The sequence below is a fragment of the Streptomyces sp. NBC_01237 genome (genome assembly GCF_035917275.1).
Taxonomy (GTDB): domain Bacteria; phylum Actinomycetota; class Actinomycetes; order Streptomycetales; family Streptomycetaceae; genus Streptomyces.
Window position 1 is genome coordinate 4025013 of the sequence record NZ_CP108508.1, and the last position, 25899, is coordinate 4050911.

The following is a 25899-nucleotide window of genomic DNA, read 5'->3' on the forward strand; positions in this document are numbered from 1 at the left end:
ACGCGGAGACGGACGGCACATCAGAACGCGCCGCCCGTCCACCCCTTGACCGTGTTCTACCGCGTATCGATCGGACAGGATCCGCGAGATCCCGTGGTCCGCCCGGCCGAACCGGTCATGAAGCCGCTGCGGGATCGGGCGACTTGGCCGGCTGACCGCCCTCGCCCCCGGAGCCGTCGTCATCACCCACGGCGATTCCGCGCCGTTTGGAGATGTAGACGGCACCGACGATGACCGCGAGGGCGAAGACGGCCACCACGGCCCGCACTCCGGCGCTCGCGTCCTGTCCGTAACTGAACTGCACCACCGCCGGAGCGATGAGCAACGCCACGAGGTTCATCACCTTGAGCAACGGGTTGATCGCCGGGCCCGCCGTGTCCTTGAACGGGTCTCCGACCGTGTCACCGATGACCGTCGCGGCATGGGCATCGCTGCCCTTGCCGCCGTAGTGCCCGTCCTCGACGAGCTTCTTGGCGTTGTCCCACGCGCCGCCGGAGTTGGCCAGGAAGACCGCCATCAGGGTGCCCGTACCGATCGCACCCGCGAGATACGAGCCGAGCGCGCCGACCCCGAGGGTGAACCCGACCGCGATCGGCGCCAGGACCGCGAGCAGCCCGGGGGTGGCCAGCTCACGCAGGGCGTCCTTGGTGCAGATGTCGACCACGCGCCCGTACTCCGGCTTCTCCGTGTAGTCCATGATCCCGGGATGCTCACGGAACTGCCGCCGCACCTCGTAGACCACGGCCCCGGCCGACCGCGAGACCGCGTTGATGGCGAGCCCGGAGAAGAGGAAGACGACCGCCGCGCCGAGGATCAGGCCGACCAGGTTGTTGGGCTGCGAGATGTCGAGGCTCAGCCCCATCTCCCCAGCACTGGCCCCCACATCGTCGACCGCGGTGGCGATGGCGTCGCGGTACGAGCCGAAGAGCGCCGCGGCCGCCAGTACGGCGGTGGCGATGGCGATGCCCTTGGTGATGGCCTTGGTGGTGTTGCCCACGGCGTCCAGGTCGGTGAGGACCTGAGCACCGGCGCCCGTGACATCGCCGGACATCTCCGCGATGCCCTGGGCGTTGTCGGAGACCGGCCCGAAGGTGTCCATGGCGACGATGACACCCACGGTGGTGAGCAGCCCGGTTCCGGCGAGAGCCACCGCGAAGAGCGCGAGCATGATCGATGTCCCGCCGAGCAGGAAGGCCCCGTAGACGCCGAGACCGATCAGCAGCGCGGTGTAGACGGCCGACTCCAGGCCGATGGAGATGCCCGCGAGCACCACCGTCGCCGGCCCGGTCAGCGAGGACTTCCCGATGTCCTGGACGGGGCGGCGATTGGTCTCGGTGAAGTAGCCGGTGAGCTGCTGGATCAGTGCCGCCAGGACGATGCCGATGGCGACGGCGACCAGGGCGAAGACCCGCGGATCCCCACCGTGCGAGGTGATCGAGGCATCGGTGACCCCGTCCAGTTTCGCGTACGAGGACGGGAGGTAGACGAACACCGCCACCGCCACCAGGACGAGCGAGATCACCGCGGAGATGAAGAAACCCCGGTTGATCGCGGTCATCCCACTGCGGTCGGCGCGCCTCGGGGCGACGGCGAAGATCCCGATCATCGCGGTGAGCACGCCGATCGCCGGAACGATCAGAGGGAAGGCCAGTCCGGCGTCCCCGAAGGCGGCCTTGCCGAGGATGAGCGCGGCCACGAGGGTCACGGCGTACGACTCGAAGAGGTCGGCGGCCATACCCGCGCAGTCACCGACGTTGTCGCCCACGTTGTCGGCGATGGTGGCGGCATTGCGCGGGTCGTCCTCCGGGATGCCCTGCTCCACCTTGCCGACGAGGTCGGCGCCCACATCGGCGGCCTTGGTGAAGATGCCGCCCCCGACCCTCATGAACATGGCGATCAGCGCGGCTCCGAGGCCGAAGCCCTCCAGCACCTTGGGCGCGTCGGCGGCGTAGACGAGGACCACGCAGGAGGCGCCGAGCAGGCCGAGACCCACCGTGATCATGCCGACCACACCACCGGTGCGAAAGGCGATCTTCATTGCTTTGTGCGAGACGGAGGTGAGATCTTTCTCCGGTTCACCTTCTGCCGGAGTCGCCTCACGCGCAGCAGCCGCCACACGCACATTACTGCGCACCGCGAGTCGCATACCGATGTATCCGGTGGCCGCCGAGAAAAGCGCACCCACCAGGAAGAACAACGAACGTCCCGCGCGCTGCGACCAGTTGTCGGCCGGCAACAACAGAAGCAGGAAGAATACGACGACGGCAAAGACACCGACCGTACGCAGCTGCCTGGCCAGATAGGCATTCGCGCCTTCCTGGACGGCCGCCGCGATCTCCTTCATGCGCTCGGTTCCCTCACCGGCGGCCAGCACCTGGCGCACCAGCAACCGGGCGACGACCAGCGCGGCGACGGCGACGACCGCGATGACGACGACGATCAGCCGGTTGCCGTCGGTGAGTTCCGCCGCCGCGAGTGAGGCGGGACGGCCGGAAAGTGCGGATTCTTGCGTCAGTACTGCCACGGGTGTGTTGACGAACTCCGCCATACGTCCTCCTTGACGCTCAGCGCTCAAGACGTGGACGGATTGTAGGGAGCGGAACCTGATCAAAACAGTGGGCAGGGAACGGAATAGGAAACTCTCCCCCCAACGCCAAAAGATCAGGCCACCAAATCGGCCCGAATGCAGTAATGGGGCAGGCACATTTGTCCTGGAGATCATTGATCAAGCAAAAGGAAAAAGGGCCCTGCTCAGCAAGGCCCTGAAAATCGAAACAAACGGAAGGATCACCGGGCGACCCGGACCACCGAGCGGCGCGGGCTCACGGGGCGGCACAGGATCACCGGACGCACCGGATCGCCGGCCACACGGGATCACCGGAGGCCGCAGCACCACCAGTCACCACCAGACCACCGGGCGCACCGGACCAATGGGGGCCGCAGCACCACCAGCCCACAACGGGACTACTGGGCAGCGCGCGGGAGGCAACCGGGCGTCGCGAGGTCTCACCGGGCGGCGCGGGATCTCACCGGGCGGCCGAGTGATCAAAAACACGGGTCGAGGAGGCCGTGCGGCCGCCCCGGGCACCCGCACGTGTCAGGAAAGCAGGGTCGCGTGGGTCATGGGCCAGCTCATGCGGATCACTCCGCCGTTGGCGCCCGAGCGGACTTCCATGTCGTCCACCAGCCCACTGATGACCGCGAGGCCCATTTCGTCCTCGCCCTCACCGTCGGTCTCGGGATCGGGTTCATCGAGGCCCACCTCGGGCGTGGCGCCGGCCGCTCCCGGTGCGCCGGTGGCGGGGACGCTCCCGGGGCCGGGAACCTCGTCGCCGACCTCGATCGAGAACGTCTTGTCCTCATCGGTCAGCACAACGCTGACCGGAGAGGTGATGCCATGGCTGCGATGCAGCCCGACGGCGCGGCTGCACGCCTCGCCGACCGCGAGTCTGACCTCGTCGAGCACCGCCTCGTCCACGCCGGCCCTGCGCGCCACGGCGGCTGCCACGAGGCGGGCCGTCCTGACATGTTCAGGCTGAGCGCTGAAGCGGAGTTCAACGGTGGCCATGTGATCCCCCTCGAACGTTCGGGCGTGCGTCTCAGGGGCCCGGGCGTGCCGCCCGGTACCCCTGCTCTCCTCCTCCGGAAGCCGACAAAGCCGACAGCCGACCAAAGGTCGACCGCCTGCCCGTCACGGCCTGCCTGCTGCCGCTGCCGGTCCGTCACTGCCTGCCTGCCGACCGATTGGCCGGCCTGCGCCGACGTCAGTCGGTGGCCGCGACAGCCTCGTCGACCGTGGTGTGAATCGGGAACACCTTGGTCAGACCTGTGATCCGGAAGATCTTGAGAATGCGCTCCTGGTTGCAGACCAGGCGCAGCGAGCCCTCATGGGCTCGGACACGCTTCAAGCCACCCACGAGCACGCCGAGGCCGGTGGAGTCGAGGAAGTCGACACCTTCCATGTCGACAACCAGGTGGTAGCTGCCGTCATTCACCAACTCGACCAACTGCTCGCGCAGCTTGGGCGCGGTATACACATCAATCTCGCCACCGACCTCGACGACCGTACGGTCGCCACCAGGGCCGGACACATTGCGAGTCGACAGGGACAGGTCCACGGATCCTCCAGCACCTTGCTATCGAGCGGTCGCCCCTCGGTCTCCCCGACGGAGCCAGGGGACGGATCGCCAGCCGCGATGGCATTCAATCACTTACCAGCAGCCATGCACGACGCCTTGGGACCATTGTCCGTCACGCCAGTGACACACTCGGTGCCGATGGCCAAGAATCACCGCCCCAGTCGACCACCCGAGAGCGGGGACTTCCGCCCCCCTCCCGCCATGATCCTCGACCGGCTCGCCGCAGGGGCGGGCCGGGCCGCGCGCATCACTCATACGGAGCACTTGCCCCCGCGTACGGGAACCCATGCCATCTGGCCGGAACGCATCCGGCCAGAAGTGATCGCGGCGATTCAGAAAATCGGAATCGACCATCCGTGGGCGCACCAGGCCGCCGCCGCCGAGCACGCCCTGGACGGTGAATCCGTCGTGATCGCCACCGGCACGGCGTCCGGCAAGTCGCTCGCCTACCTGGCCCCGGTACTCAGCACCCTCCTCGACGGCTCCGAGGCCCCCAACGGCAGGGGAGCGACCGCCCTGTACCTGGCCCCCACCAAGGCCCTCGCCGCCGACCAGCGCCGCTCGGTGAAAGCACTCGCGGCGCCCCTCGGCAACGCGATCAGGCCCGCGGTCTACGACGGGGACACCCCCGTCGAGGAACGCGAATGGGTGCGCCAGTACGCCAACTACGTCCTGACCAACCCCGACATGCTGCACCGCGGAATCCTCCCGTCCCACCCCCGCTGGGCCTCCTTCCTGCGCGCCCTGCGCTTCGTCGTCATCGACGAGTGCCACACCTACCGCGGCGTCTTCGGCTCCCATGTCGCCCAGGTCCTGCGCCGTCTGCGCCGCCTGTGTGCCCGCTACGGCGCGCATCCGGTCTTCCTCCTCGCCTCCGCCACCGCGGCGGAGCCCTCGGTCGCCGCCGGCCGTCTCACCGGCCTGCCGGTCAAGGAGGTCTCCGACGACGCCTCGCCGCGCGGCGAGATGGTCTTCGCCCTCTGGGAGCCCCCGCTGACCGAGCTGCACGGTGAGAAGGGCGCCCCCGTGCGCCGCACCGCCACGGCCGAGACCGCGGACCTCCTCACCGACCTGACCGTCCAGGGCGTCCGCTCGGTCGCCTTCGTACGCTCCCGGCGCGGCGCGGAACTCATCTCCGTCATCGCCAAGGAGCGCCTGGCCGAGGTGGACCGCGCGCTGCCGAAACGGGTCGCCGCCTACCGCGGCGGCTACCTCCCCGAGGAGCGCCGCGCCCTGGAGCGCGCCCTGCACTCCGGCGAACTGCTCGGCCTGGCCGCCACCACCGCCCTCGAACTCGGCATCGACGTCTCCGGCCTCGACGCCGTCCTCATCGCCGGCTATCCGGGCACCCGGGCCTCCCTCTGGCAGCAGGCGGGCCGCGCGGGGCGCTCCGGGCACGGCGCGCTGGCCATCCTCATCGCCAGGGACGACCCGCTGGACACCTTCCTGGTGCACCACCCCGAGGCGCTGTTCCAGCAGCCCGTGGAATCGACCGTGCTGGACCCCGACAACCCGTACGTCCTCGCCCCGCACCTGTGCGCCGCAGCGGCCGAGCTCCCGCTCACCGAACCCGACATCGCGCTCTTCGGGCCCGCCGTGCCCGAGCTGCTGCCGCAGCTGGAAGCCGCGAAGCTGCTGCGCAAGCGGGCATCGGGCTGGCACTGGACCCGTCGCGAGCGGGCCGCCGACCTCACCGACATCCGGGGTGAGGGCGGCCGTCCCGTCCAGATCGTCGAGGAGGGCACCGGCCGGCTGCTGGGCACCGTCGACGAATCGGCCGCTCACACCGCCGTCCACGAAGGCGCGGTCCACCTCCACCAGGGCCGCACCTATCTGGTCCGGCAACTGGATCTGGAGGACTCCGTCGCCCTCGTCGAGGAGGCCGTCCCGCCCTACTCCACGACCGCCCGCGACACCACCGCCATCGCCGTCCTGGAGACCGACACCGAGATCCCCTGGGGCGACGGACGGCTCTGCTACGGCTCCGTGGAGGTCACCAACCAGGTCGTCTCCTTCCTGCGCCGCAAACTGATCACCGGGGAAGTCCTGGGCGAGACCAAGCTCGACCTGCCTCCCCGCACCCTGCGCACCCGCGCCGTCTGGTGGACGGTCACCGAGGACCAGCTCGACGCCGCCCGGATCAACCCGGAGATCCTCGGTGGCGCCCTGCACGCCGCCGAACACGCGTCCATCGGGATGCTCCCGCTCTTCGCCACCTGCGACCGCTGGGACATCGGCGGTGTCTCGGTCCCGCTCCACCCGGACACACTGCTGCCGACGGTCTTCGTGTACGACGGTCATCCCGGCGGGGCGGGATTCGCCGAGCGGGCCTTCCACACCGCCCGTACGTGGCTGACCGCGACCCGCCAGGCCATCGCGTCCTGCGAGTGCGAGGCGGGCTGCCCCTCCTGCATCCAGTCCCCCAAATGCGGCAACGGCAACGAGCCGCTCCACAAGCGGGGCGCCGTACGTCTGCTCACCGAACTCCTCAGGGCCGCACCGCCCGACTCCGAAGAACCGAAGGCGGCGGAAGAGCCGGAGCAGCCCAACGAGCCAGGGACGGCGGAGTAGGCGGAGTGGGCGGCCTGGACAGGGCGACGGGAGGCGGCGTCGACCCGGCAGGGCGCCCAGCACGCCGAGGGGCCGCAGGACGCCGCGACAACGCGTCGGAGACCGTGGCCGACCTTCGTGACCTCGGAGACGTTCCGGGGGCGGCAGGCAGCCACACAGGCCCCCAGGGCCCGCAAGGACCCGCCCAGGGCCGCAGCTCCCGCAGAACCCGCAGGGTCCACCGGGTCCGCGGAGCCCAATGGGTCCACCAGGCTTGCAGGACCTGCGGGCCCGGCCCGGGACGGGCCCGCAGGAGACGGGCCCGTAGGACCCGCGGGCCCCGCCCGGGACCTGACCTCGGGCCGGTACGGGCCGAAGCTCGCCCGCGCCGTCACATCGGCCACCTCCCCCCGCACCACGCACCGCACCACCACGGCGTCCTGCGCCCCGGCCACCTCCCGCGCCGCCCCGCACGCCGTCGCGGCCCCCAGAAGCGCGCGGTCGGCCGCCGCGAGGGCCGCCAGGTCCGCTGCCCCGCCGGCTCTGTGCCGCGCGGCCACCGCCTGCCCCAGCGCCAGCACGATCGCGAACACCGTGCACAGGGAGGCCGTGGTGATCGCCACCCACACCGTCGCCACCCCCCGGTCCCCGCTCCGGGGCCTCCCGGCACTCCCCGTCCTCCCGCATCTCCCGGCCCTCCCCGTGCTCCCAACCCTCGCCGCCCTCTTGGCCCACCGCCCGCCGGTCCTTCTACCGGCCGTTCTCCGGAACCCCGCCCCCGCTGCCCCGCCCCGCCACTCGCCGGGCGCCCCGACGGCCCCCTTCGCGCCCGGCCCCGTCACGGCCACCGCCGTCCCCGTCACCGCGAAGCCCCCACCGTGTCCTCAGCCAGCGCCACGGCCTCGGCGCTCAGCGTCAGGGCCAGCGCGCCCGGACCCGGAGTCGGCGCCTCCACCCGGACCCGCCACCACTCCCCCGCCCGCTCCACCCCGACCCGGGCCCGGTCCGGCGCCGCGGCGCGGGCAGCCGCCAGCACCGCCGCCTCCGGCTCCGAGCGCGCAGCCGCCCGCGCCCCCGCCCGCGCGGCGTCCACACACCGGATCTGTGCGGACGCCGCCACCAGCGCCCAGACCAGAGCCATGGCGAACGCCACCAGCACGGGAATGACCACGGCCGCCTCCGCCGTCACCGCACCCCTGTCCGGACACCACGCACGCTCCCGCACGACCGACCGGCCTTCCGGTACGGCCTCAGAACTTGGCATCGAGCGCGTCCTTGATCAACGCCTGCATGGCCGACAGCACGGGCCCGCTGTTGACCACCTTGTAGAGCACGGCCGCGAAGGCGCAGGCCGCGATGGTCCCCACCGCGTACTCGGATGTCGTCATCCCTCGATCGGACCGGACAAGTCGGCCCGAACACCGTGCCGACCACCTCACCGGCCACTCCGGAGGCCACTTCACCGACCGCGCGCGGCACAGCGCACCGGCTACCCATTCCATGATGTTCTTGTTCATTTCAACCCCCGATTGACAGCGATATGGAGCGGGCGCCCGAAGTAACACCCGCGAGAATCCGCGAAGTTCACGCCTCCACGGCTCGGCCGAAGGACCCGCCCGAGGAGAGGCAGCCCAGGAATCGTTGCCCTGGGAGTTGCCCTGGGAGAGGTGCTAGCCGCCGCCCAACAGCCCGGTCGCCAGACCGATCACCACGGGCGCCACCCCGACCGCCAGGAACGCGGGGAGGAAGCAGAGCCCGACCGGCGCGGTGATCAGCACACCCGCCCGCTGTGCGCGTGCCACGGCCACACCGGCCCGCTCGGCACGTATCGCCTCGGCCAGCCTGGCGACCGCCTCCGCCGCCGGAGCCCCGGTCGCCCCGGCCCGGTACAGACAGCGGGCCAACGGTCCAGCACCCGCTATCTCCCCGAACCGGCCCCACGCCAGGGACGGTTCACCGCCGAGCCGGATCTCCGCCGCGGCGCGGGCCAACCGGTCGCCGACCGGGCCGCCCATCGACTCCCCGACCGCCTCCGCGGCATCCCGAGGCCCCGCCCCCGCCGCGATGCAGGCCGCCAACAGATCTGCCGCAAGAGGGAGTTGCCGAGCCTCCCGGACCGCATCCTCGTCCGGGGCGTCCGGCCGAGCTTCCGGCCGGGACCGTTGCCAGCGCCAAGTCCCGTACGCGGCAGCGGAACCGGTCACGCATCCCAGGACCCCACCGACCAGAATCCACCCGGCCGCGAGTGCCCCCAGCGGCGCCGCCCACCGCCTCAGCCGGCTGCCGTCGCCGGTCAGACCCGCCCACCCCACCCGGTCCCACCAGCGCCCCCGCCCCCTGGCATCCAGGGCCAGCAACACCGCTCCCCGGTCGCGCACCGCCCGCTCCCGCCGCCATCCGGCCCACACGAGGGCCAGATACGCGACTGCACCCACCATCGCCCCCCATGCGCCCGGACCATAGGCAACTTCACCGGTCACCACGTTCACGCCGCCTCCCCTCCCCGTACGATCCGGGCCGCCCACAACAGCCCTGCCGCCTCCAGCAGTCCGCCCACGGCCAGGCACATCAGCCCGCCCGGACTGTGCAGCAGCACCCCCAGCGGGTCCGCCCCGAGCGCCGCGCCCAGCCCCAGACCCGCCACCGGCAGCAGGGCCAGCACCACCACCGTCGACCAGGCGCCCGCCAGTTGGGCCCGCAGCTCCTCCCGCCGAAGCCGCTCGGCCCGCAACGCCCCCTCAAGGCGGTCCAGTCCGGCCGCGAGCCCGGCCCCGCCGTCCACCGCCACCCGCCAGCACGCCGCCATTCCGGCCATCCCGCCCAGGCCCGGCCCGTCCGCCGCCTTCCTCAACGCATCCGGCACATCCCCGCCGAACCGCGCCGCCGCCAGCACCGCGGCCTCCGCCCCATCCAGTGCCCCGTCCGGCGCCACCGCGTCCCGCACGGCGACCAGCAACGCCTGACCCGGCTCCCGCCCGGCGCGCAACTCCCCCACCACCGCACCGCACAGCGCGGTCACCGCCTCCGCCCCGCGTTCTCTCGCCCGTCGCCGGGACCGCCCCCTCAGCCACCGTCGCACCGACGGAACCGCCACGGCCCCCGCCACCAGCGGCAGCACCGAAGCCCCCAGCACGGCAAGCAGCACCGCCACCGGCACGCACCACCACTCCCGCCGCTCCAGGGCGAACACCCGCACCGCGGCGAGCCCCGCCCACGGCCGCCGAGGCACCTCCGCCTCGTCCACGAACAGCACCCGCGCCCGCCGTGCCCCCAGGTCCCGTGCCGCGGCCAGCCACGCCGCCGACCCCACGCAGACCGCCATCGCGTACGCCGAAGCCCCTCCGGTCATGGCGCACCCCCGATCAGCGCCGCCAAGCGCTCCCAGCCCCGCTCCCGCACGAAGCCCTGAGCACCCCAGCGCAACGCCGGAACCGTCAGCACCAGCCCCGCCGCATCCCGCTCCAACACATGCACCTCCGCGATCCGCCGCTGCCCGGACCGGTCCCGTACGAGATGGACCACCACCGAGAGCGCGGCCGCCAACTGACTGTGCAACGCCACCCGGTCGAGCCCCGCAGCTGTCCCCAGGGCCTCCAGCCGGGCGGGGACGTGCTCGGCCGCGTTCGCGTGAACAGTGCCGGAGCCACCTTCGTGACCTGTGTTCAGAGCGGCCAACAGGTCCGTCACTTCGGCCCCGCGCACCTCCCCGACCACCAGCCGGTCGGGACGCATCCGCAACGCCTGCCGCACCAGATCCCGAAGGGTCACCCGCCCCGCGCCCTCCTGATTCGCGGGGCGGGATTCCAGGCGCACCACATGCGGATGGTCCGGCCGCAGTTCCGCGGAGTCCTCGGCGAGCACGATCCGCTCCTGTGCGCCGACCGCTCCCAGCAGGCTTGCCAACAGGGTCGTCTTCCCTGCACCCGTCCCCCCGCTGATCAGATAGGAGATCCGGGCCTCCACCAGCGCCCGCAGAACCCGGTCGCCACCCGGAGGCACCGTCCCCGCCTGGACCAGCTCCGCCAGGGTGAAGGCCCGGGGCCGCACCACGCGCAGCGACAGACACGTCGAGCCGACGGACACCGGCGGCAGAACGGCATGCATCCGGGTCCCGTCCGGCAGCCGCGCGTCCACCCACGGGCGGGCATCGTCCAGCCGCCGCCCGGCCACCGCCGCAAGCCGCTGCGCGAGCCTCCGCACCGCCGCCGCGTCCGGAAAGGAAATTCCCGTCAGTTCGAGACCGCTGCCCCGGTCGACCCACACCCGGTCCGGCGCGGACACCAGCACATCGCTCACCGCCGGGTCCGCCAGCAGTGGCTCCAGCACTCCGGTGCCGACCAGCTCGCCACGCAACAGCGCTGCCGTGCCGAGCACTTCCGCGTCCCCCAGCAACCGCCCCTGAGCCCGCAGCGCGGCGGCCACTCCGGAGGGTGTGGGTGCGGCACCGCTGCGCGCCAGTCGCTGCCGTACCGCGTCGAGCAGCGCCTCCGTCATGACGCACCTCCCCCGGGCACGCCCGCGGCGAGGCTGCCGCCGCCCGTGACGTCCGCCCGGTCCCAGAACGCCGTACAGAACCGGGCCAGTGGTCCGCGCGTGTTGCCGCCCGGTGGCGCACCCCCGTCCTGAGCCGCCAGCAGCCCTGATTCCCAGGGAAGTTCGCCCACGAGCGGCAGGCCGAGCGCCTGCGCCACCCATCGTTCGTCCAGGCCCGCCGCATACGGCCCTCGGGTCACCACCCGAAGGTCGCCCAGCACCATTCCGGCCATCGACGCCACCCGCTTCGCCGCCGCGACCGCCCTCAGCTCACCCGGTACCACGAGCAGGCCGAGGTCCAGCTGAGCGAGTGCCTCCGCAACTCCTTCGTCGACCCTTCGCGGGAGATCCACGACGACCGCACCACCGAGCCGTCGCGCGGCGGCGAGTACGGCCTGCATCGCTTGCGCCGGGATGACCACCTCGTCGTCCCGGCCCCAGCTGAGCACCCGCAGGCCATGAAGCGCCGGCAGGGAATCCTCCAGTGCCCCACCGCCGAGGCGGCCCTTGGAATGGACGAAATCCGGCCACCGTATTCCTTCGGCCCGCTCACCCCCGAGCAGTACATCGATGCCTCCGCCCAGTGGATCGCCGTCGATCAGCATGGTCCGTCGGCCGGACCTCGCCGCAGTCACCGCGAGGGCGCAGGCCAGCGTGGATGCGCCGGAGCCGCCCCTTCCTCCGATCACCCCGACGGTGAGGGCGGGCCGGCCCACCCCTTCGACCGCGTTGGCGATCTGGTCGACGAGCCAGCTCTCGGAATCGGGCAGCCTCAGCACATATTCGGCCCCGATCTCCACCGCCCGCCGCCAGACGTCCGGGTCGTCCTGGTCCCGTCCGACCAGCATCACGCCACTCCTGCGGGCGGCACCGCGGCACCGCAGGGCCGCGTCGTCGCCCACCAGCACCATTGGCGCCCGCTCCCAGCCGCCCCTGCGTTCGGGCGGTCCGTGATGCACTTCCGGTTCCGCTCCGGCCGCCGCGCACAGCCGCAGCAGATCGTCGAGCAGCTCCATGTCCTCGGTCACGATCAGCGGCCCGCCCCGCCGCCCTTCGACGCACGGCAGACCTTCCCGTGCAAGCGATCCAGCCACGATCTCCGCCCCTTCCCACTGCCCCTTCAGTGCGGTTCGCGGCGATCTCGGAACGTTCCGAGATGCGCGATTCCGGAACCCGCGGACTTCGCGGGTGGAATCAACGTGCAACACCTCGGAAAAACATGTGGATCTTGCTGAAAAACTGTGGACAACTTCGACGTTGTGAATAACTCCGTAGCTCATACAGGCGACTTCCGGAGCGCAGCACTTCCGCTACACACTGTGACGAGGCATGGTGGACGGAGCGCGGGCGGGAGAAGGGCCGCCGCGGCCGGGAGGAGGCGAAAAACCTTGGATCCGAGCGTCAAAAACGCGTCCGGACATGCGACGACCCCCGCCGGGGGGGAGAGCGGGGGTCGTCCCCACGGCCGACTCGGGGGGGGAGGAGTCGGACCGGGTTAGCACGGTCGCGAACGATCCGTGACTTCCATGGTGTACCCGACAGCCTTCTCAGGCAAACCCACGCGCCGGACTTTACGCCGAATGGTGGGCCCCTATGCTCACCTTTGTGGAAAACTGCTTCTCGCCGCGTACAGCAGCCTTCTTTGACCTGGACAAGACGGTCATTGCGAAGTCTTCGACTCTGACCTTCAGCAAGTCCTTCTACCAAGGCGGACTGATCAACCGCCGTGCCGTACTGCGCACCGCGTACGCACAGTTCGTGTTCCTCGCCGGGGGCGCAGATCACGATCAGATGGAGCGGATGCGTGAATATCTCTCCGCCCTCTGCAAGGGATGGAACGTCCAACAGGTCAAGGAGATCGTCGCCGAGACCCTGCACGAGCTGATCGATCCGATCATCTACGACGAGGCGGCCACCCTCATCGAGGAGCATCACACCGCCGGACGCGATGTGGTCATCGTCTCGACCTCGGGCGCCGAGGTCGTGGAACCGATCGGCGAGCTGCTCGGCGCCGACCGGGTTGTCGCCACCCGGATGGTCGTCGGCGACGACGGCTGCTTCACGGGCGAGGTCGAGTACTACGCGTACGGACCGACCAAGGCCGAGGCCGTCAAGGCGCTCGCGGTGTCGGAGGGGTACGACCTTTCGCGCTGCTACGCCTACAGCGATTCCGCCACCGATGTGCCGATGCTGGAAGCGGTCGGGCACCCGCACGCGGTCAACCCCGACCGCGCGCTGCGACGCGAAGCGACCCTCAGAGAGTGGCCGATTCTCGTCTTCGACCGCCCCGTCCGCCTCAAGCAGCGACTGCCCGCCTTCTCGATGCCACCGCGCCCGGCACTCGTGGCAGCGGCGGCGGTCGGGGCGGCAGCCGTGACCGCGGGGCTGGTCTGGTACGCCAACCGCCGACGCACCGCCGGCGCGCTCTCCGCCTGATGGCCGGCCTTCGGCCGACCGCCCGATTCACCCTTGTTTGAACCTAAAAGTAAAGAAGTGGAGCCAGGGGTTTCCCTTCCCCTGGTACAGGAGTACAAAGGACTCAACGGCCCGCGAGACCAGGGACATCCGAGAGGATGACCTTTCACGCAGACAAGGCCCCACGGACCGAGCACGAAAGCCGAGCACCCACGCGACGTCGACCCGTCGATTACGGGCCAGCCGCACCAGGTGACGGGCAAAGCTCCCGACCTGATGGGCATATTTCGAGGACGCTTGGTAACTGGGCGGACGTGCCAGCGGCGGTACCGGTTCCGGTACCGCCGCAACCCGTTCCCCTGGCGTCCGGAACCCAGGAACCACGAACCGGCGCCCCTCTCGCCCCGCCCTACGGCCGAAGCATGCGAAGCTTCCGCGCCTACGCGGCGCCGCGCTGCAGCGCCTCACAGACCGCGGTCGATTCCCTGACACCCAGCTCGACCGCGCGTCCGCAGTGCGCGATCCAGGCGGCCATCCCCTCGGGCCTCCCCGACACATAGCCTTCGAACGCCGCGACATAGGCCGCCCGGCCCTGTTCCGCGTGACCCACTTCGGCGGGGCAGATGGACTTGGGATCCAGCCCGCTGCCGATCAGCACGATCCGCTCCGCCGTCCGTGCGACCAAGCCGTTGCTGGAGCCGAAGGGACGCAGGGCGAGCAGTTCACCGTGCACGACCGCGGCGGTGACCAGCGCCGGGGCCGCACCGCCCGCGATGATCAGCCGCGAAAGACCTTCGAGCCGTCCGGCCACCTCGTCGGCATCAGGCAGCGGCGCCTCGATCAGGGGCTCGTCGACGGGCTCACCGGCCAGCCGCGGACGTCCGACCGCGTCATCGGGGCCAGCTCCACCGGCCGCCACCAGATGCAGCCGGGCAAGGACCCGCAGCGGCGACTGCCGCCAGATGGAGAGCAGTTGACCGGCCTCCGCGGTCAGCCGCAGCGCGGCCCCGACGGTGCGCGCCTCGTCCTCACCCCGGAAGTCGGTGCGCCGGCGCACCTCCTCCAGATTCCAGTCGGCGCCGGCCAGCGCCGCGGAACCGCGGGAACCCCGCAGCGCCGCTTCGGCGGTGACCTCATTGCTGCGACGACGCATCACGCGGTGACCGTAGACCCGGTCCACGGCCTTGCGTACGGAGTCCACGGCGTCGGCGACCCCGGGGAGGGCACCGAGGGCGGCAAGCGGATCTGAGGCAGTCGTACTCATAAGTAGCGAGGCTACGCGCCCCCTACACCCTTACCGCCTTGGAGTGGTCTTCTTCACGAACCATGGCAGCGGAACGCGCTCATCCGGCTACCCTAGGTGAACATGAAGATCGCTTTCGTCGGGAAGGGCGGCAGCGGCAAGACGACGCTGTCCTCGCTCTTCATCCGCCACCTCGCTGCCAATGAAGCCCATGTCGTCGCAGTGGACGCCGACATCAACCAGCACCTCGGAGTCGCACTCGGGCTCGACGAGGAGGAAGCGGCCGCGCTGCCCGCCATGGGCGCGCAGCTGCCCCTCATCAAGGACTATCTGCGGGGAAGCAACCCCCGCATCGCCTCCGCCGAGACGATGATCAAGACGACGCCGCCCGGCGAGGGATCGCGGCTGCTGCGCGTCCGCGAGGACAACCCGGTCTACGACGCCTGCGCGCGTACGGTCCGGCTGGACGACGGGGACATCCGGCTGATGGCCACCGGCCCGTTCACCGAGTCCGACCTCGGTGTGGCCTGCTACCACTCCAAGGTCGGGGCGGTCGAGCTCTGCCTCAACCACCTGATCGACGGTCCGGACGAGTACGTCGTGGTCGACATGACCGCGGGGTCGGACTCCTTCGCCTCCGGGATGTTCACCCGCTTCGACATGACGTTCCTGGTCGCGGAACCGACCAGGAAGGGGGTGTCGGTGTACCGCCAGTACAAGGAGTACGCGCGGGACTTCGGCATCGCCCTGAAGGTCATCGGAAACAAGGTGCAGGGTCAGGACGATCTGAACTTCCTGCGCGCGGAGGTCGGCGACGATCTGCTCGTCGGGGTGGGCCACTCCGACTGGGTCCGGGCGATGGAGAAGGGCCGCCCGTCCCGGTTCGAGCTGCTGGAGGCGGACAACCGGATGGCACTTCAGGCCCTGCAGGACGCCGCGGAGGACTCGTACGAACTGCGCGACTGGGAGCGCTACACACGGCAGATGGTGCACTTCCACCTGAAGAACGCGGAGAGCTGGGGCAACGAGAAGACGGGCGCCGACCTGGCCGCGCAGGTCGACCCCGCCTTCGTGCTCGACGAGCATCACGCGACGACGGGCGTCGCGGCACCCGCGTAGTGGTGGACGCCGGACCGGCCGGGTGAGTCCGGCCGGTCCGGCGTCCCGGGTATGCCGCAGATGCCCGTGCGGGGACATCCGAGCCCGGCGGGATCGAAAGGAACGCCCTAACCGGCGCTCCGGTCAGCCGACTTCGCGTGGGCGGCCTCGGCCTCACCCTTGTCCGCGGGCTTGCCGGCCCCGCCCTTCTCCGCGGGCTGGTCCGCACCCTTGTCCGCGGGCTTGGCGGGAGCGGTCCGGGCCGAGAGGTAGGCCGGCCAGCCCCCCTTGGGCGCCTGGCCGACACCGAGAGTGGTGAGCTTGGCCAGTGCCGCCGGGTCCTGCGCGTCCAGCCAGTCGGCCAGCTGCCGGAAGGACACGCAGCGCACGCCTTCCTTGGTGCAGACGTTCTTGATGGTCTCCTCGATGGCACGCATATACGTGCCGCCGTTCCAGGACTCGAAGTGGTTGCCGATGATCAGCGGGGCGCGGTTGCCGTTGTACGAGCGGTCGAATGCCTGGAGCAGACCGTCACGCATCTGGTCGCCCCAGTACTCGTGCTGGTCCGGGTCGCCCTGGGTCGTACCGGACTGGTTGAACATGAAGTTGTAGTCCATCGAGAGGGTCTCGAAGTCGCGGCCCGGCACCGGGACGAGCTGGAGCGGGAGGTCCCAGACGCCGCCCTTCTTCTCTGGCCAGACCTGGTTGCCGACGCCGCTGGAGTCGTAGCGGAAGCCCATCGTCCGGGCTGCGGCGACCATGTTCTTCTGCCCTTCGAGGCAGGGGGTGCGACCGCCGACGAGCTCCTTGTCGTAGTCGAAGGGCAGGGGCGCTTCCGCCTTGAGCTCCGGGGTATTGGTCTTCCAGTTCTTGATGAAGGACTTGGCCTGGTTGATCTCGCTCTTCCACTCCTCCACGGACCAGGTCCCCACCCCGCCGTCCTTGCCGCAGAAGTGGCCGTTGAAGTGGGTGCCGATCTCGTTGCCGTCCTGCCAGGCGGCACGCACCTCGTTGAGGGTGTCGCGGATTCCCTCGGTGTCGTTGAAGCCGATGTCGGAGCGGCCGGCCGAGTGCTTGGGCGGGTCGTAGAGGGTCTTCTTCTCCTCCGGGAGCAGGTACACGCCGCTGAGGAAGTAGGTCATGCTGGCGTTGTACCTCTTGGCGACACCGCGGAAGTGCGAGAAGAGCTTCTGGCTGTCCTCCCCCGCACCGTCCCAGGAGAACACCACGAACTGCGGAGGCTTCTGACCGGGCGCCATCCGCTTGGCCACCGGGAGCTTCGGCTGGACACCGGTGAAGGCGGTCGAGCCGTCGCCGATGAGCTTGACCGCGTTCTTGGGGGCGCCGCCAGGGCCTTTCTGCTTGGCTTCCGGGGCCTTCTTCTCGGCGCCGGAGCCGGGCGCCCGGGAACCGGTGTCACCGGATTCCGGACCGGAACAGCCCGCGAGTCCCGCGATCAGCGCCGTGGCCGTGAGGCCCACGGCGATCCTTTTCGTGGCGGCCATCATCCGCCCACCCTCTTCCTTGCAGGTTATTCGCGTCGAAGTGCCGACAAGCGCGGTCAAAGTCGCACGCAGCCCTGCAAGCCACAGGCGACAGGCCGTATGAAAAGACGCTTATTCACTTGAATGGGTGATTCGATGGCCCATTTGCCCTAAATGTGAGACATGCGACTTTACTCTGCATTACGATTCGTTTACTGAGAGTTGAGAAATCCCGCTGCTGCACGCCGTGACCCACGGCCGCGTCCCCCACACCCCCGCGACCGCGCTGCCCCGGAGGAGACGGGAACATGTCTGCCTGCGTCCCCACTCGTCATGAACGAACCCCCAGCTCGCGCCCTCCCCGCGCCTCGGGAGTCAAGCGCCCCCACAGCCCGCCGCCCGGTGGGCGCCGATTCCGTATCGCGGGCGCGGATGTGTCCGCATCGATCACTGTTTTCCTTATCGCCGTCCCGATGTCCCTCGGCCTGGCCGTCGCCATCGACGCACCGCTGTCCGCCGGTCTGGTCTCCGCGGCCATCGGCGGGATCGTCGCCGGGCTGCTCGGCGGGACCCCTCTCCAGGTCAGCGGCCCTTCTGCCGGACTGACCGTGGTCACAGCCGAGTTGATCCAGATCTACGGCTGGCGCACGACCTGCGCCATCACCATCGGCGCCGGCCTCCTTCAGATCCTGCTGGGCTCCCTGCGCGCGGCCCGCAGCGCACTGGCCGTCAGCCCCGCCATCGTGCACGGCACGCTCGCCGGTATCGGTGTGGCCATCGCCCTCGCTCAGCTGCACATCGTGCTCGGCGGTTCACCCCAGAGCTCGGCCATGGGCAACGCCCTTTCGCTGCCCGCCCAGTTGGCCCGGCTCAGTCCGGCCGCCCCGGTGATCGGTGCGCTGACCATCGCCGTCCTGGTGCTGTGGCCACGGCTGCCGGGGCGTGCCGGGAGAGCGGTACGGAGAATTCCGGCCGCGCTCGCCTCGGTGGTGATCGCCACGGCGGTGGCCGCCGCGGTGACGCCCCGGATCGCCCGGGTCGATCTGCCGTCCTGGCGCTCGCACGCCCTGGCCGAGCTGCCCCAGGGCCCCGTACTGGCCCTGGCCACAGCGGTGTTCACGGTGATGCTGGTGGCCAGCCTGGAGTCACTGCTCGCCGCGGTGGCCGTGGACAAACTGACCGCCGAGCGTGCGGCGAACCAGGCCGACCGCGCGTCGGAGGAGGCTCCCTCCCTGTCCGGCCCGCCGGCCGCCCAGGCGTCCGATCCGTCGCCCGCCCGTCCAGCCGCCCCGGACCCCCCTCGGACCTCCCAGGTGACCGCCGAGCAGTCCGGTCAGCCACCCGCTCCCGTCCAACGCTCCGATCTCGACCGCGAGTTGCGCGGGCAGGGCATCGCCAATGCGCTCGCGGGACTGCTCGGCGGGCTTCCGGTGTCCGGCGGCGCGGTCCGCAGTTCGGCCAACGTGCGGGCCGGGGCGACCAGCCGTGCCGCCACCGTGCTGCACGGCGTCTGGGTACTGCTCGCGGCGGCGCTGCTCGTCACGGTGCTCGAATGGATTCCGCTGGCCGCCCTCGCCGCCCTGGTGATGGTCGTCGGCATCCAGATGGTGAGCTTCGCCCACATCCGCAACGTCCATAAACACCGGGAGTTCCTGGTGTACGGGGCGACGATCACGGGCGTGCTCGTCTTCGGTGTGCTCAAGGGCGTGGCGATCGGTATCGCCGTGGCCGTGGCCGTCGCGCTGCATCGGCTGGCCCGTACCAGAATCACGGTGAGCGAGCAGAACGGCCGGCATCTGGTGATCGTGCGCGGTCAGCTGACCTTTCTGGCCGTCCCGCGCCTCACCCGGACGCTCGGCCAGCTTCCGCAGGGGGTCGACGCCACCGTCGAGCTGGACGGGTTCTTCATGGACCACGGGGCGTACGAGGCCATCCAGGACTGGCGCACCGCTCAGCTCGCCCAGGGCGGACGGATCGTCTTCACCGGGAGATCGGGCAGCCGCATCGCCGAACCGGCCGCGGCGGCGCATTCCTGCTGCCGCCCCTGGACCCCGTGGCGCAATCACGACTGCCATGACCGCCCCACACAGCCCACCACCGCCGCCGACACGCTCCACGAGCCCGGCATCGGCGCCCTCGGCAACGCCGCCGGGGCGGGAGCCATCGGATCCGCCGACGGCGCCACGGACACGATGCGCCCGACCGGGGCCCAGCGCCTGCTCAGCGGCCTCAGCTCGTTCCAGCGCAATACGGCACCGCTGGTGCGCGAGGAGCTGGCCAGGCTCGCCGCCGAGGGTCAGCGCCCCTCCCAGCTCTTCATCACCTGCGCCGACTCCCGCCTGGTCACCAGCATGATCACGTCCAGTGGTCCGGGTGACCTCTTCACCGTGCGCAATGTCGGCAACCTGGTCCCCACCCCGGACATCGAATCACCGGAGAGCGGCGACGACTCGGTGGCCGCGGCGATCGAGTACGCGGTGGACGTGCTGAGGGTCGAGTCCATCACCGTCTGCGGGCACTCCGGCTGCGGGGCCATGCACGCCCTGCTCAACGCCGGTCCCGAGACCCCCAGGACGCCGTTGTGGCGCTGGCTGCGGTACGGGCTGCCGAGCCTGGAGCGGATGGCGTCCCGCCATCATTCCTGGGCGCGGATCTCCGGCCGGCTGCCCACCGATGCGGTGGAACAGCTCTGTCTCACCAACGTGGTTCAGCAGTTGGAGCATCTTCGGGCGCACGAGGCGGTGGCGCGACGGCTCGCGGAAGGCACGCTGCAGCTGCACGGCATGTACTTCCATGTCGGCGAGGCGCAGGCATATCTGCTGACCGAGGGTTCCAGTTCCGGTACGGGGCCCGATGAGGTCTTCGACCGGGTCGGGCCGGGCGCCGATCCGGATATGCCCGCCGGTCCACCCGCCACCCCGTTCATCGACCCCTCCGGTCCGGGCGAGTTGGAACGTACCCACGTCTGAACCGGACACACCCCCAGTCCGTGAGACCTTGTGATCCCGCTTCCTACCAGGACAACGCGTTGCCCCTGGGGATCGTGCGGTGCCGTGAGGTGCCCGTGCGACCCCGCCAAGGAGCCGTGCGAGGTCCCTGCCGGGAGCGGGATCGTGCCTCCATACACGAAGACACAGGTCTAAACCAATTCCCGGCAGACACTTGTCACCTGGCCCTTGGCCTGATGAGCTATGCCCCGGGACACAACGGACACCCTGGGACTGGGAGAAGTCGTGAGCAACGAAAGCCTGGCCAACCTGCTTCGGGAAGAGCGGAAATTCGCGCCGCCTGCCGAGCTGGCCGCTAACGCCAACGTCACAGCACAGGCGTACGAGCAGGCCGAGGCGGACCGGCTGGGCTTCTGGGCCGAGCAGGCCCGTCGCCTGACCTGGGCCACGGAGCCGACCGAGACGCTCGACTGGAGCAACCCGCCCTTCGCGAAGTGGTTCGCGGACGGCAAGCTCAACGTCGCGTACAACTGCGTGGACCGCCACGTCGAGGCGGGCAACGGCGACCGGGTCGCCATCCACTTCGAGGGTGAGCCCGGCGACAGCCGCGCCATCACCTACGCGGAACTGAAGGACGAGGTCTCCCGCGCCGCCAACGCCCTCACCGAACTCGGTGTCGGTACGGGCGACCGGGTCGCCGTGTATCTGCCGATGATCCCCGAGGCCGCCATCGCGATGCTGGCCTGCGCCCGCATCGGTGCCGCGCACTCGGTGGTCTTCGGCGGCTTCTCGGCCGACGCCATCGCCGCCCGCATCCAGGACGCGGACGCCAAGGTCGTCATCACCGCCGACGGCGGCTTCCGCCGCGGCAAGCCCTCCGCGCTCAAGCCCGCGGTCGACGACGCCGTCTCCCGTATCGAGAGCGTCGAGCACGTCCTCGTGGTGCGCCGCACCGGTCAGGACACCGCGTGGACCGAGGGCCGCGACGTCTGGTGGCACGAGATCACCGCCCGGCAGTCCGCCGAGCACACCCCCGAGGCGTTCGAGGCGGAGCAGCCGCTCTTCATCCTCTACACCTCGGGCACCACGGGTAAGCCGAAGGGCATCCTGCACACCTCGGGCGGCTACCTCACCCAGGCGGCGTACACCCACCACGCGGTCTTCGACCTCAAGCCGGAGTCCGACGTCTACTGGTGCACCGCCGACATCGGCTGGGTGACCGGACACTCGTACATCGTCTACGGTCCGCTGGCCAACGGCGCCACCCAGGTCATGTACGAGGGCACACCCGACTCCCCCCACCAGGGGCGTTTCTGGGAGATCGTGCAGAAGTACGGCGTCACGATCCTCTACACCGCGCCGACCGCGATCCGTACGTTCATGAAGTGGGGGGACGACATCCCCGCGAAGTTCGATCTGACCTCGCTGCGCGTCCTCGGTTCGGTCGGTGAGCCGATCAACCCCGAGGCATGGATGTGGTACCGCAAGCACATCGGCGCCGACAAGTGCCCGATCGTGGACACCTGGTGGCAGACCGAGACCGGCGCGATGATGATTTCGCCGCTGCCGGGCGTGACGGAGACCAAGCCGGGAAGCGCCCAGCGCGCGCTGCCGGGCATCTCCGCCACGGTAGTCGACGACGAGGCGCGGGAAGTGCCGGACGGCGGGGGCGGCTACCTCGTCCTCACCGAGCCGTGGCCCTCCATGCTCCGCACCATCTGGGGCGACGACCAGCGCTACCTCGACACGTACTGGTCGCGCTTCGAGGGCAAGTACTTCGCGGGCGACGGAGCGAAGAAGGACGAGGACGGCGACATCTGGCTGCTCGGCCGGGTGGACGACGTGATGCTCGTGTCCGGGCACAACATCTCGACCACCGAGGTCGAGTCGGCGCTCGTGTCGCACCCGTCGGTCGCCGAGGCCGCCGTGGTCGGCGCGGCCGACGAGACGACGGGCCAGGCGATCGTCGCGTTCGTGATCCTGCGAGGTTCGGCGACCGCCTCCGACGAGCTGGTCGCGGAGCTGCGCAACCACGTCGGCACCACGCTCGGACCGATCGCCAAGCCCAAGCGGGTTCTGCCGGTCGCCGAGCTGCCCAAGACCCGCTCGGGCAAGATCATGCGCCGTCTGCTGCGCGACGTCGCCGAGAACCGCGAGCTGGGTGACGTCACCACGCTCACCGACTCCTCGGTGATGGACCTGATCCAGACGCAGCTGCCGGCCTCCTCCGAGGACTGACCGCCCGCCACCGCGTACCTGGCCGTTGACGCGCAGGCGGCCAGGACGCACCGAGAGACATCTGTACGTACGACCCCGATGGGCATCCGGCGACGCGCCGGGTGCCCATCGGGCATTTAGGGTGAAAACCACTGGATACGGTTTCCGGCCTCCCAGGTACAGTGGTCGCTGCGTCAACAACGCAATAAGAAATTTCCAAAGGGTGTGCCGGGAAGTCTGGTCGGCAAGTGCATCAGCCATGCCATCGCTGCCGTACCGACCCGGAGGTCCCCACTCGTGGCCGCGCCCACCCCCGCACCCCCGTCCCCCCGTCGCACCCTGCTCGGCCGTCTTCCGCTGCCCGAGCGGAACTATGTCGCGGAAGCGCTGCGTACCGAGACGGTCGGCGGAGTGATCCTGCTGGTCGCCGCCGTCGCGGCCCTCGCCTGGGCGAACACCTTCCAGTCCAGCTACGCGACGATCAGCGACTTCCACTTCGGTCCCGAGACGCTGGGCCTGAACCTCTCCGTGGCGCACTGGGCGGCCGACGGGCTGCTCGCCGTCTTCTTCTTCGTCGCGGGCGTCGAACTCAAGCGTGAGCTGGTCGCGGGCGAACTCCGGGACCCCAAGGCGGCCGCCCTCCCGGTCGTCGCGGCGCTGTGCGGCATGGCCGTGCCCGCGCTGGTCTACTTCCTGACCACGTCCCTCGGCGGCGGGTCTGCGGACGGCTGGGCCGTCCCCACGGCCACGGACATCGCGTTCGCGCTCGCCGTGCTCGCGGTCATCGGTACCTCGCTGCCGTCCGCCCTGCGCGCGTTCCTGCTGACCCTCGCCGTCGTCGACGACCTCTTCGCGATCCTGATCATCGCGGTCTTCTTCACGGACAGCATCGACTTCATGGCGCTCGGCGGAGCCTTCGCCGGACTGGCCGTCTTCTATGTGCTGATCCGCAAGAGGGTCCGGGGCTGGTACATCTACATACCGCTGGCCCTGGTCATCTGGGGCCTGATGTACAACAGCGGCGTCCACGCCACCATCGCCGGTGTGGCGATGGGCCTGATGATGCGCTGCACCAGGCGCGAGGGCGAGAAGCACTCCCCCGGTGAGCACATCGAGCATCTGGTCCGCCCGCTGTCGGCCGGGCTCGCCGTGCCGCTGTTCGCGCTCTTCTCGGCCGGTGTCTCCCTCAAGGGCGACGCGCTCGCCGGTGTCTTCACCCGGCCCGAGACCCTCGGTGTCGTCCTCGGACTGGTCCTCGGCAAGACCGTGGGCATCTTCGGCGGCACCTGGCTCGCGACCCGTTTCACCAAGGCGGAGCTGAACAAGGACCTGGCCTGGGCAGATGTCTTCGCGGTCGCCTCGCTCGCCGGAATCGGCTTCACCGTTTCGCTGCTCATCGGCGAGCTCGCCTTCGAGGGCGACACGGAAACGGTCAACGAGATCAAGGCGGCCGTACTGATCGGCTCCCTGATAGCGGCCGTGATCTCCGGTGTACTGCTCAAACTCCGGGTACGCAGATACCGGGCCCTGTACGAGGCGGAGGAGCTCGACGAGGACCAGTCCGGCGTACCCGACATCTACGAACAGGACGACCCGGAGTATCACCTGCGGATGGCCGTGATCCATGAGAGGAAGGCGGCCGAGCACCGCCGTCTGGCCGAACTGGCGGGGGCAGCGAGCAACAAGCCGGACAGTCCGGCATGATCTGACATCGGATGTGTTGAAGAGGAGAAGGAGTCAGGGATGAGCGACCCCGGCAACTACGCGGGCAGCGCGGACCGCAGTCTCGGACAGCTGGTCGCCTCGGCGACGGCCGAGATGTCCGCGCTGGTGCACGATGAGATCGCCCTGGCCAAGGCCGAGGTACGACAGGACGTCAAGCGCGGCGTCATCGGCAGCGTGGCCTTCATCGTCGCGGGCGTGCTGATTCTGTTCGCGCTGCCCGTACTGAGCTTCGCGGCCGCGTACGGGATCCATAATCTGGGGCTCGGACTCGCCTGGTCGTTCCTGATCGTGGGCGGCGCGTTCATTCTGCTGGCGGTGCTGCTGGCGCTGATCGCGATCGCCAAGTTCAAGAAGGTCAAGCCGCCGGAGAAGTCGATCGCCTCGGCCAAGCAGACCGCCGCCGTGCTCCAGGCCGTCAAGCCGCACCCCCGGCCCTCGGTGGAGGCCGACGCGATCCTGCGGCGCTCCGGCAGCACCCTGGCGGACAAGGCCATCGAGAACCGCCCGGGTAAGGACAAGGCCGACGCTGTGGCACGCTCGTCCACATGACGGTCCCCGATTCCAGCCCATTCGGTCCGGCAGGCTCGTCGAGTCCGTCCGGCACCGGTAGTCCTGTACGTCTCGACGGCCCCTGGACCCACCGCGACGTGGCGGCCAACGGTGCGCGCTTCCACATCGCGGAGATGGGCGACGGGCCGTTGGTGCTGCTGCTGCACGGCTTCCCGCAGTTCTGGTGGACATGGCGCCACCAGCTGACCGCACTCGCCGACGCGGGTTTCCGTGCCGTGGCCATGGACCTTCGCGGGGTGGGCGGCAGCGACCGCACGCCCCGGGGCTACGACCCCGCCAACCTGGCGCTCGACGTCACCGGCGTGATCCGCTCGCTCGGTGAACCCGACGCCGCACTGGTCGGCCACGACATGGGCGGCTATCTCGCGTGGACGGCGGCGGTGATGCGGCCGAAGCTGGTGCGGCGGCTCGTGGTGTCCTCGATGCCGCATCCGCGCCGCTGGCGCTCCGCGATGCTCTCCGACTTCTCGCAGTCCCGGGCGGGTTCGTACATCTGGGGTTTCCAGCGGCCGTGGCTGCCGGAACGTCAGCTCGTCGCGGACGACGCCGCCCTGGTGGGCCGTCTGATCCGGGACTGGTCGGGGCCGCGGACCGCGGACTTCCCCGACGAGGAGGCCGTGAACGTCTACCGGCGTGCCATGTGCATCCCATCAACGGCGCACTGCGCGATCGAGCCGTACCGCTGGATGGTGCGGTCCATGGCGCGACCGGACGGTATCCAGTTCAACCGGCGGATGAAGCGGCCGGTACGCGTACCGACGCTGCACCTGCACGGGTCACTCGACCCTGCGGTCAGGACACGGAGTTCCGCGGGGTCGGGCGAGTATGTCGAGGCGCCCTACCGTTGGCGACTTTTCGACGGTCTCGGGCACTTCCCCCACGAAGAGGATCCGGTCGGCTTCTCGACCGAACTCATCAACTGGCTCAAGGATCCCGAGCCCGACCGGTAGCACCGGGGCACAGCCGTCCGGCGAGCA

At 70.2% G+C, this 25899-nt stretch carries 19 protein-coding genes and 1 pseudogene; 8 read left to right on the plus strand and 12 right to left on the minus strand.

Annotated features, from left to right (window positions below; translation table 11 throughout):
- Positions 1–115 precede the first annotated feature (115 nt).
- The 3 genes from OG251_RS17720 to OG251_RS17730 form a co-directional block, all read right to left on the minus strand.
- Positions 116–2548, minus strand: a complete 2433-nt coding sequence (locus tag OG251_RS17720; protein ID WP_326678106.1) for a sodium-translocating pyrophosphatase — start codon at positions 2546–2548, stop codon at positions 116–118.
- Between the two features lie 549 nt (positions 2549–3097).
- Positions 3098–3568 carry an ATP-binding protein gene (locus OG251_RS17725; RefSeq protein ID WP_326678107.1) on the minus strand — a complete coding sequence of 157 codons (471 nt, stop codon included), beginning with the start codon at positions 3566–3568 and terminating at the stop codon, positions 3098–3100.
- 196 nt (positions 3569–3764) lie between these two features.
- Positions 3765–4118: an STAS domain-containing protein gene (locus OG251_RS17730; RefSeq protein ID WP_003967428.1), complete on the minus strand. Its 354-nt coding sequence runs from the start codon at positions 4116–4118 to the stop codon at positions 3765–3767.
- Between the two features lie 78 nt (positions 4119–4196).
- Here OG251_RS17730 and OG251_RS17735 point away from each other — a divergent pair, with 78 nt between their 5' ends.
- Positions 4197–6710 (plus strand): DEAD/DEAH box helicase, encoded by a 2514-nt coding sequence (locus tag OG251_RS17735; protein ID WP_326678108.1) that lies wholly within the window; start codon positions 4197–4199, stop codon positions 6708–6710.
- 374 nt (positions 6711–7084) lie between these two features.
- Here OG251_RS17735 and OG251_RS17740 read toward each other — a convergent pair.
- The 7 genes and pseudogenes from OG251_RS17740 to ssd all read right to left on the minus strand — a co-directional run.
- Positions 7085–7552 (minus strand): annotated as a pseudogene (locus OG251_RS17740) (Rv3654c family TadE-like protein); the annotation flags it as partial.
- Positions 7549–7953: a TadE family type IV pilus minor pilin gene (locus OG251_RS17745; protein ID WP_326678109.1), complete on the minus strand. Its 405-nt coding sequence runs from the start codon at positions 7951–7953 to the stop codon at positions 7549–7551. The pseudogene OG251_RS17740 and the gene OG251_RS17745, both read right to left, overlap by 4 nt.
- The gene (locus OG251_RS17750; protein ID WP_385896422.1) at positions 7940–8206 is read right to left on the minus strand and encodes a DUF4244 domain-containing protein; all 267 of its coding nucleotides are present in this window, start codon (positions 8204–8206) and stop codon (positions 7940–7942) included. Before OG251_RS17750 ends, OG251_RS17745 begins: the two co-directional genes overlap by 14 nt.
- A gap of 153 nt (positions 8207–8359) precedes the next feature.
- A complete protein-coding gene (locus OG251_RS17755) occupies positions 8360–9127 on the minus strand; it encodes a type II secretion system F family protein (RefSeq protein ID WP_326678110.1) in 768 nt (255 codons plus the stop codon).
- Positions 9128–9174: 47 nt separating this feature from the next.
- A complete protein-coding gene (locus OG251_RS17760) occupies positions 9175–10038 on the minus strand; it encodes a type II secretion system F family protein (RefSeq protein WP_326678111.1) in 864 nt (287 codons plus the stop codon).
- Complete coding sequence (locus OG251_RS17765) at positions 10035–11183, minus strand: TadA family conjugal transfer-associated ATPase (protein WP_326678112.1); 1149 nt, start codon at positions 11181–11183, stop codon at positions 10035–10037. Before OG251_RS17765 ends, OG251_RS17760 begins: the two co-directional genes overlap by 4 nt.
- Positions 11180–12316 carry a septum site-determining protein Ssd gene (gene ssd, locus OG251_RS17770; RefSeq protein ID WP_326678113.1) on the minus strand — a complete coding sequence of 379 codons (1137 nt, stop codon included), beginning with the start codon at positions 12314–12316 and terminating at the stop codon, positions 11180–11182. The genes OG251_RS17765 and ssd overlap by 4 nt, the downstream gene beginning before the upstream one ends.
- Before the next feature lie 499 nt (positions 12317–12815).
- On the opposite strand from ssd, the gene OG251_RS17775 reads away from it, so the two are divergent.
- A complete protein-coding gene (locus OG251_RS17775) occupies positions 12816–13658 on the plus strand; it encodes an HAD family hydrolase (RefSeq protein WP_073719540.1) in 843 nt (280 codons plus the stop codon).
- 418 nt (positions 13659–14076) lie between these two features.
- Here OG251_RS17775 and OG251_RS17780 read toward each other — a convergent pair whose 3' ends face one another.
- Complete coding sequence (locus OG251_RS17780) at positions 14077–14901, minus strand: oxidoreductase (protein WP_326678114.1); 825 nt, start codon at positions 14899–14901, stop codon at positions 14077–14079.
- Positions 14902–15003: 102 nt separating this feature from the next.
- Between OG251_RS17780 and OG251_RS17785 the strand changes: the two genes are divergently transcribed.
- Positions 15004–15999, plus strand: coding sequence for an ATP-binding protein (locus OG251_RS17785; protein WP_326678115.1), 996 nt, complete (start codon positions 15004–15006; stop codon positions 15997–15999).
- Between the two features lie 107 nt (positions 16000–16106).
- Here the strand turns inward: OG251_RS17785 and OG251_RS17790 are convergent, their stop codons facing one another.
- Positions 16107–17486: a hypothetical protein gene (locus OG251_RS17790; protein ID WP_326678116.1), complete on the minus strand. Its 1380-nt coding sequence runs from the start codon at positions 17484–17486 to the stop codon at positions 16107–16109.
- A gap of 284 nt (positions 17487–17770) precedes the next feature.
- Between OG251_RS17790 and OG251_RS17795 the strand changes: the two genes are divergently transcribed.
- The 5 genes from OG251_RS17795 to OG251_RS17815 all read left to right on the plus strand — a co-directional run bounded on the left by OG251_RS17795 (position 17771) and on the right by OG251_RS17815 (position 25872).
- Positions 17771–20431 (plus strand): SulP family inorganic anion transporter, encoded by a 2661-nt coding sequence (locus OG251_RS17795; protein ID WP_326678117.1) that lies wholly within the window; start codon positions 17771–17773, stop codon positions 20429–20431.
- A gap of 222 nt (positions 20432–20653) precedes the next feature.
- Entirely contained in the window at positions 20654–22648 is a 1995-nt protein-coding gene (gene acs, locus OG251_RS17800) for an acetate--CoA ligase (RefSeq protein WP_326678118.1), read from the plus strand.
- Positions 22649–22924: 276 nt separating this feature from the next.
- A complete protein-coding gene (gene nhaA, locus OG251_RS17805; RefSeq protein WP_326678119.1) occupies positions 22925–24331 on the plus strand; it encodes a Na+/H+ antiporter NhaA in 1407 nt (468 codons plus the stop codon).
- Positions 24332–24370: 39 nt separating this feature from the next.
- On the plus strand, positions 24371–24901 hold the full coding sequence (locus tag OG251_RS17810; RefSeq protein ID WP_326678120.1) for a phage holin family protein: 531 nt from the start codon (positions 24371–24373) through the stop codon (positions 24899–24901).
- Entirely contained in the window at positions 24898–25872 is a 975-nt protein-coding gene (locus OG251_RS17815; protein WP_266805159.1) for an alpha/beta fold hydrolase, read from the plus strand. Before OG251_RS17810 ends, OG251_RS17815 begins: the two co-directional genes overlap by 4 nt.
- The last annotated feature ends 27 nt before the right edge of the window (positions 25873–25899 follow it).

Bases quoted from the DNA above. Each gene is read 5' to 3' on its own strand.
- OG251_RS17760 (WP_326678111.1), bottom strand. From the start codon at position 10,038: ATGACCGGAGGGGCTTCGGCGTACGCGATGGCGGTCTGCGTGGGGTCG.
- OG251_RS17790 (WP_326678116.1), bottom strand. From the start codon at position 17,486: ATGATGGCCGCCACGAAAAGGATCGCCGTGGGCCTCACGGCCACGGCG.
- OG251_RS17735 (WP_326678108.1), top strand. From the start codon at position 4,197: ATGGCATTCAATCACTTACCAGCAGCCATGCACGACGCCTTGGGACCA.
- OG251_RS17720 (WP_326678106.1), bottom strand. From the start codon at position 2,548: ATGGCGGAGTTCGTCAACACACCCGTGGCAGTACTGACGCAAGAATCC.
- OG251_RS17785 (WP_326678115.1), top strand. From the start codon at position 15,004: ATGAAGATCGCTTTCGTCGGGAAGGGCGGCAGCGGCAAGACGACGCTG.
- OG251_RS17750 (WP_385896422.1), bottom strand. From the start codon at position 8,206: ATGAACAAGAACATCATGGAATGGGTAGCCGGTGCGCTGTGCCGCGCG.
- OG251_RS17745 (WP_326678109.1), bottom strand. From the start codon at position 7,953: ATGCCAAGTTCTGAGGCCGTACCGGAAGGCCGGTCGGTCGTGCGGGAG.
- OG251_RS17810 (WP_326678120.1), top strand. From the start codon at position 24,371: ATGAGCGACCCCGGCAACTACGCGGGCAGCGCGGACCGCAGTCTCGGA.
- OG251_RS17755 (WP_326678110.1), bottom strand. From the start codon at position 9,127: ATGGTGGGTGCAGTCGCGTATCTGGCCCTCGTGTGGGCCGGATGGCGG.
- OG251_RS17775 (WP_073719540.1), top strand. From the start codon at position 12,816: ATGCTCACCTTTGTGGAAAACTGCTTCTCGCCGCGTACAGCAGCCTTC.
- OG251_RS17725 (WP_326678107.1), bottom strand. From the start codon at position 3,568: ATGGCCACCGTTGAACTCCGCTTCAGCGCTCAGCCTGAACATGTCAGG.
- OG251_RS17795 (WP_326678117.1), top strand. From the start codon at position 17,771: ATGTCTGCCTGCGTCCCCACTCGTCATGAACGAACCCCCAGCTCGCGC.
- OG251_RS17780 (WP_326678114.1), bottom strand. From the start codon at position 14,901: ATGAGTACGACTGCCTCAGATCCGCTTGCCGCCCTCGGTGCCCTCCCC.
- OG251_RS17765 (WP_326678112.1), bottom strand. From the start codon at position 11,183: ATGACGGAGGCGCTGCTCGACGCGGTACGGCAGCGACTGGCGCGCAGC.
- acs (WP_326678118.1), top strand. From the start codon at position 20,654: ATGCCCCGGGACACAACGGACACCCTGGGACTGGGAGAAGTCGTGAGC.
- OG251_RS17815 (WP_266805159.1), top strand. From the start codon at position 24,898: ATGACGGTCCCCGATTCCAGCCCATTCGGTCCGGCAGGCTCGTCGAGT.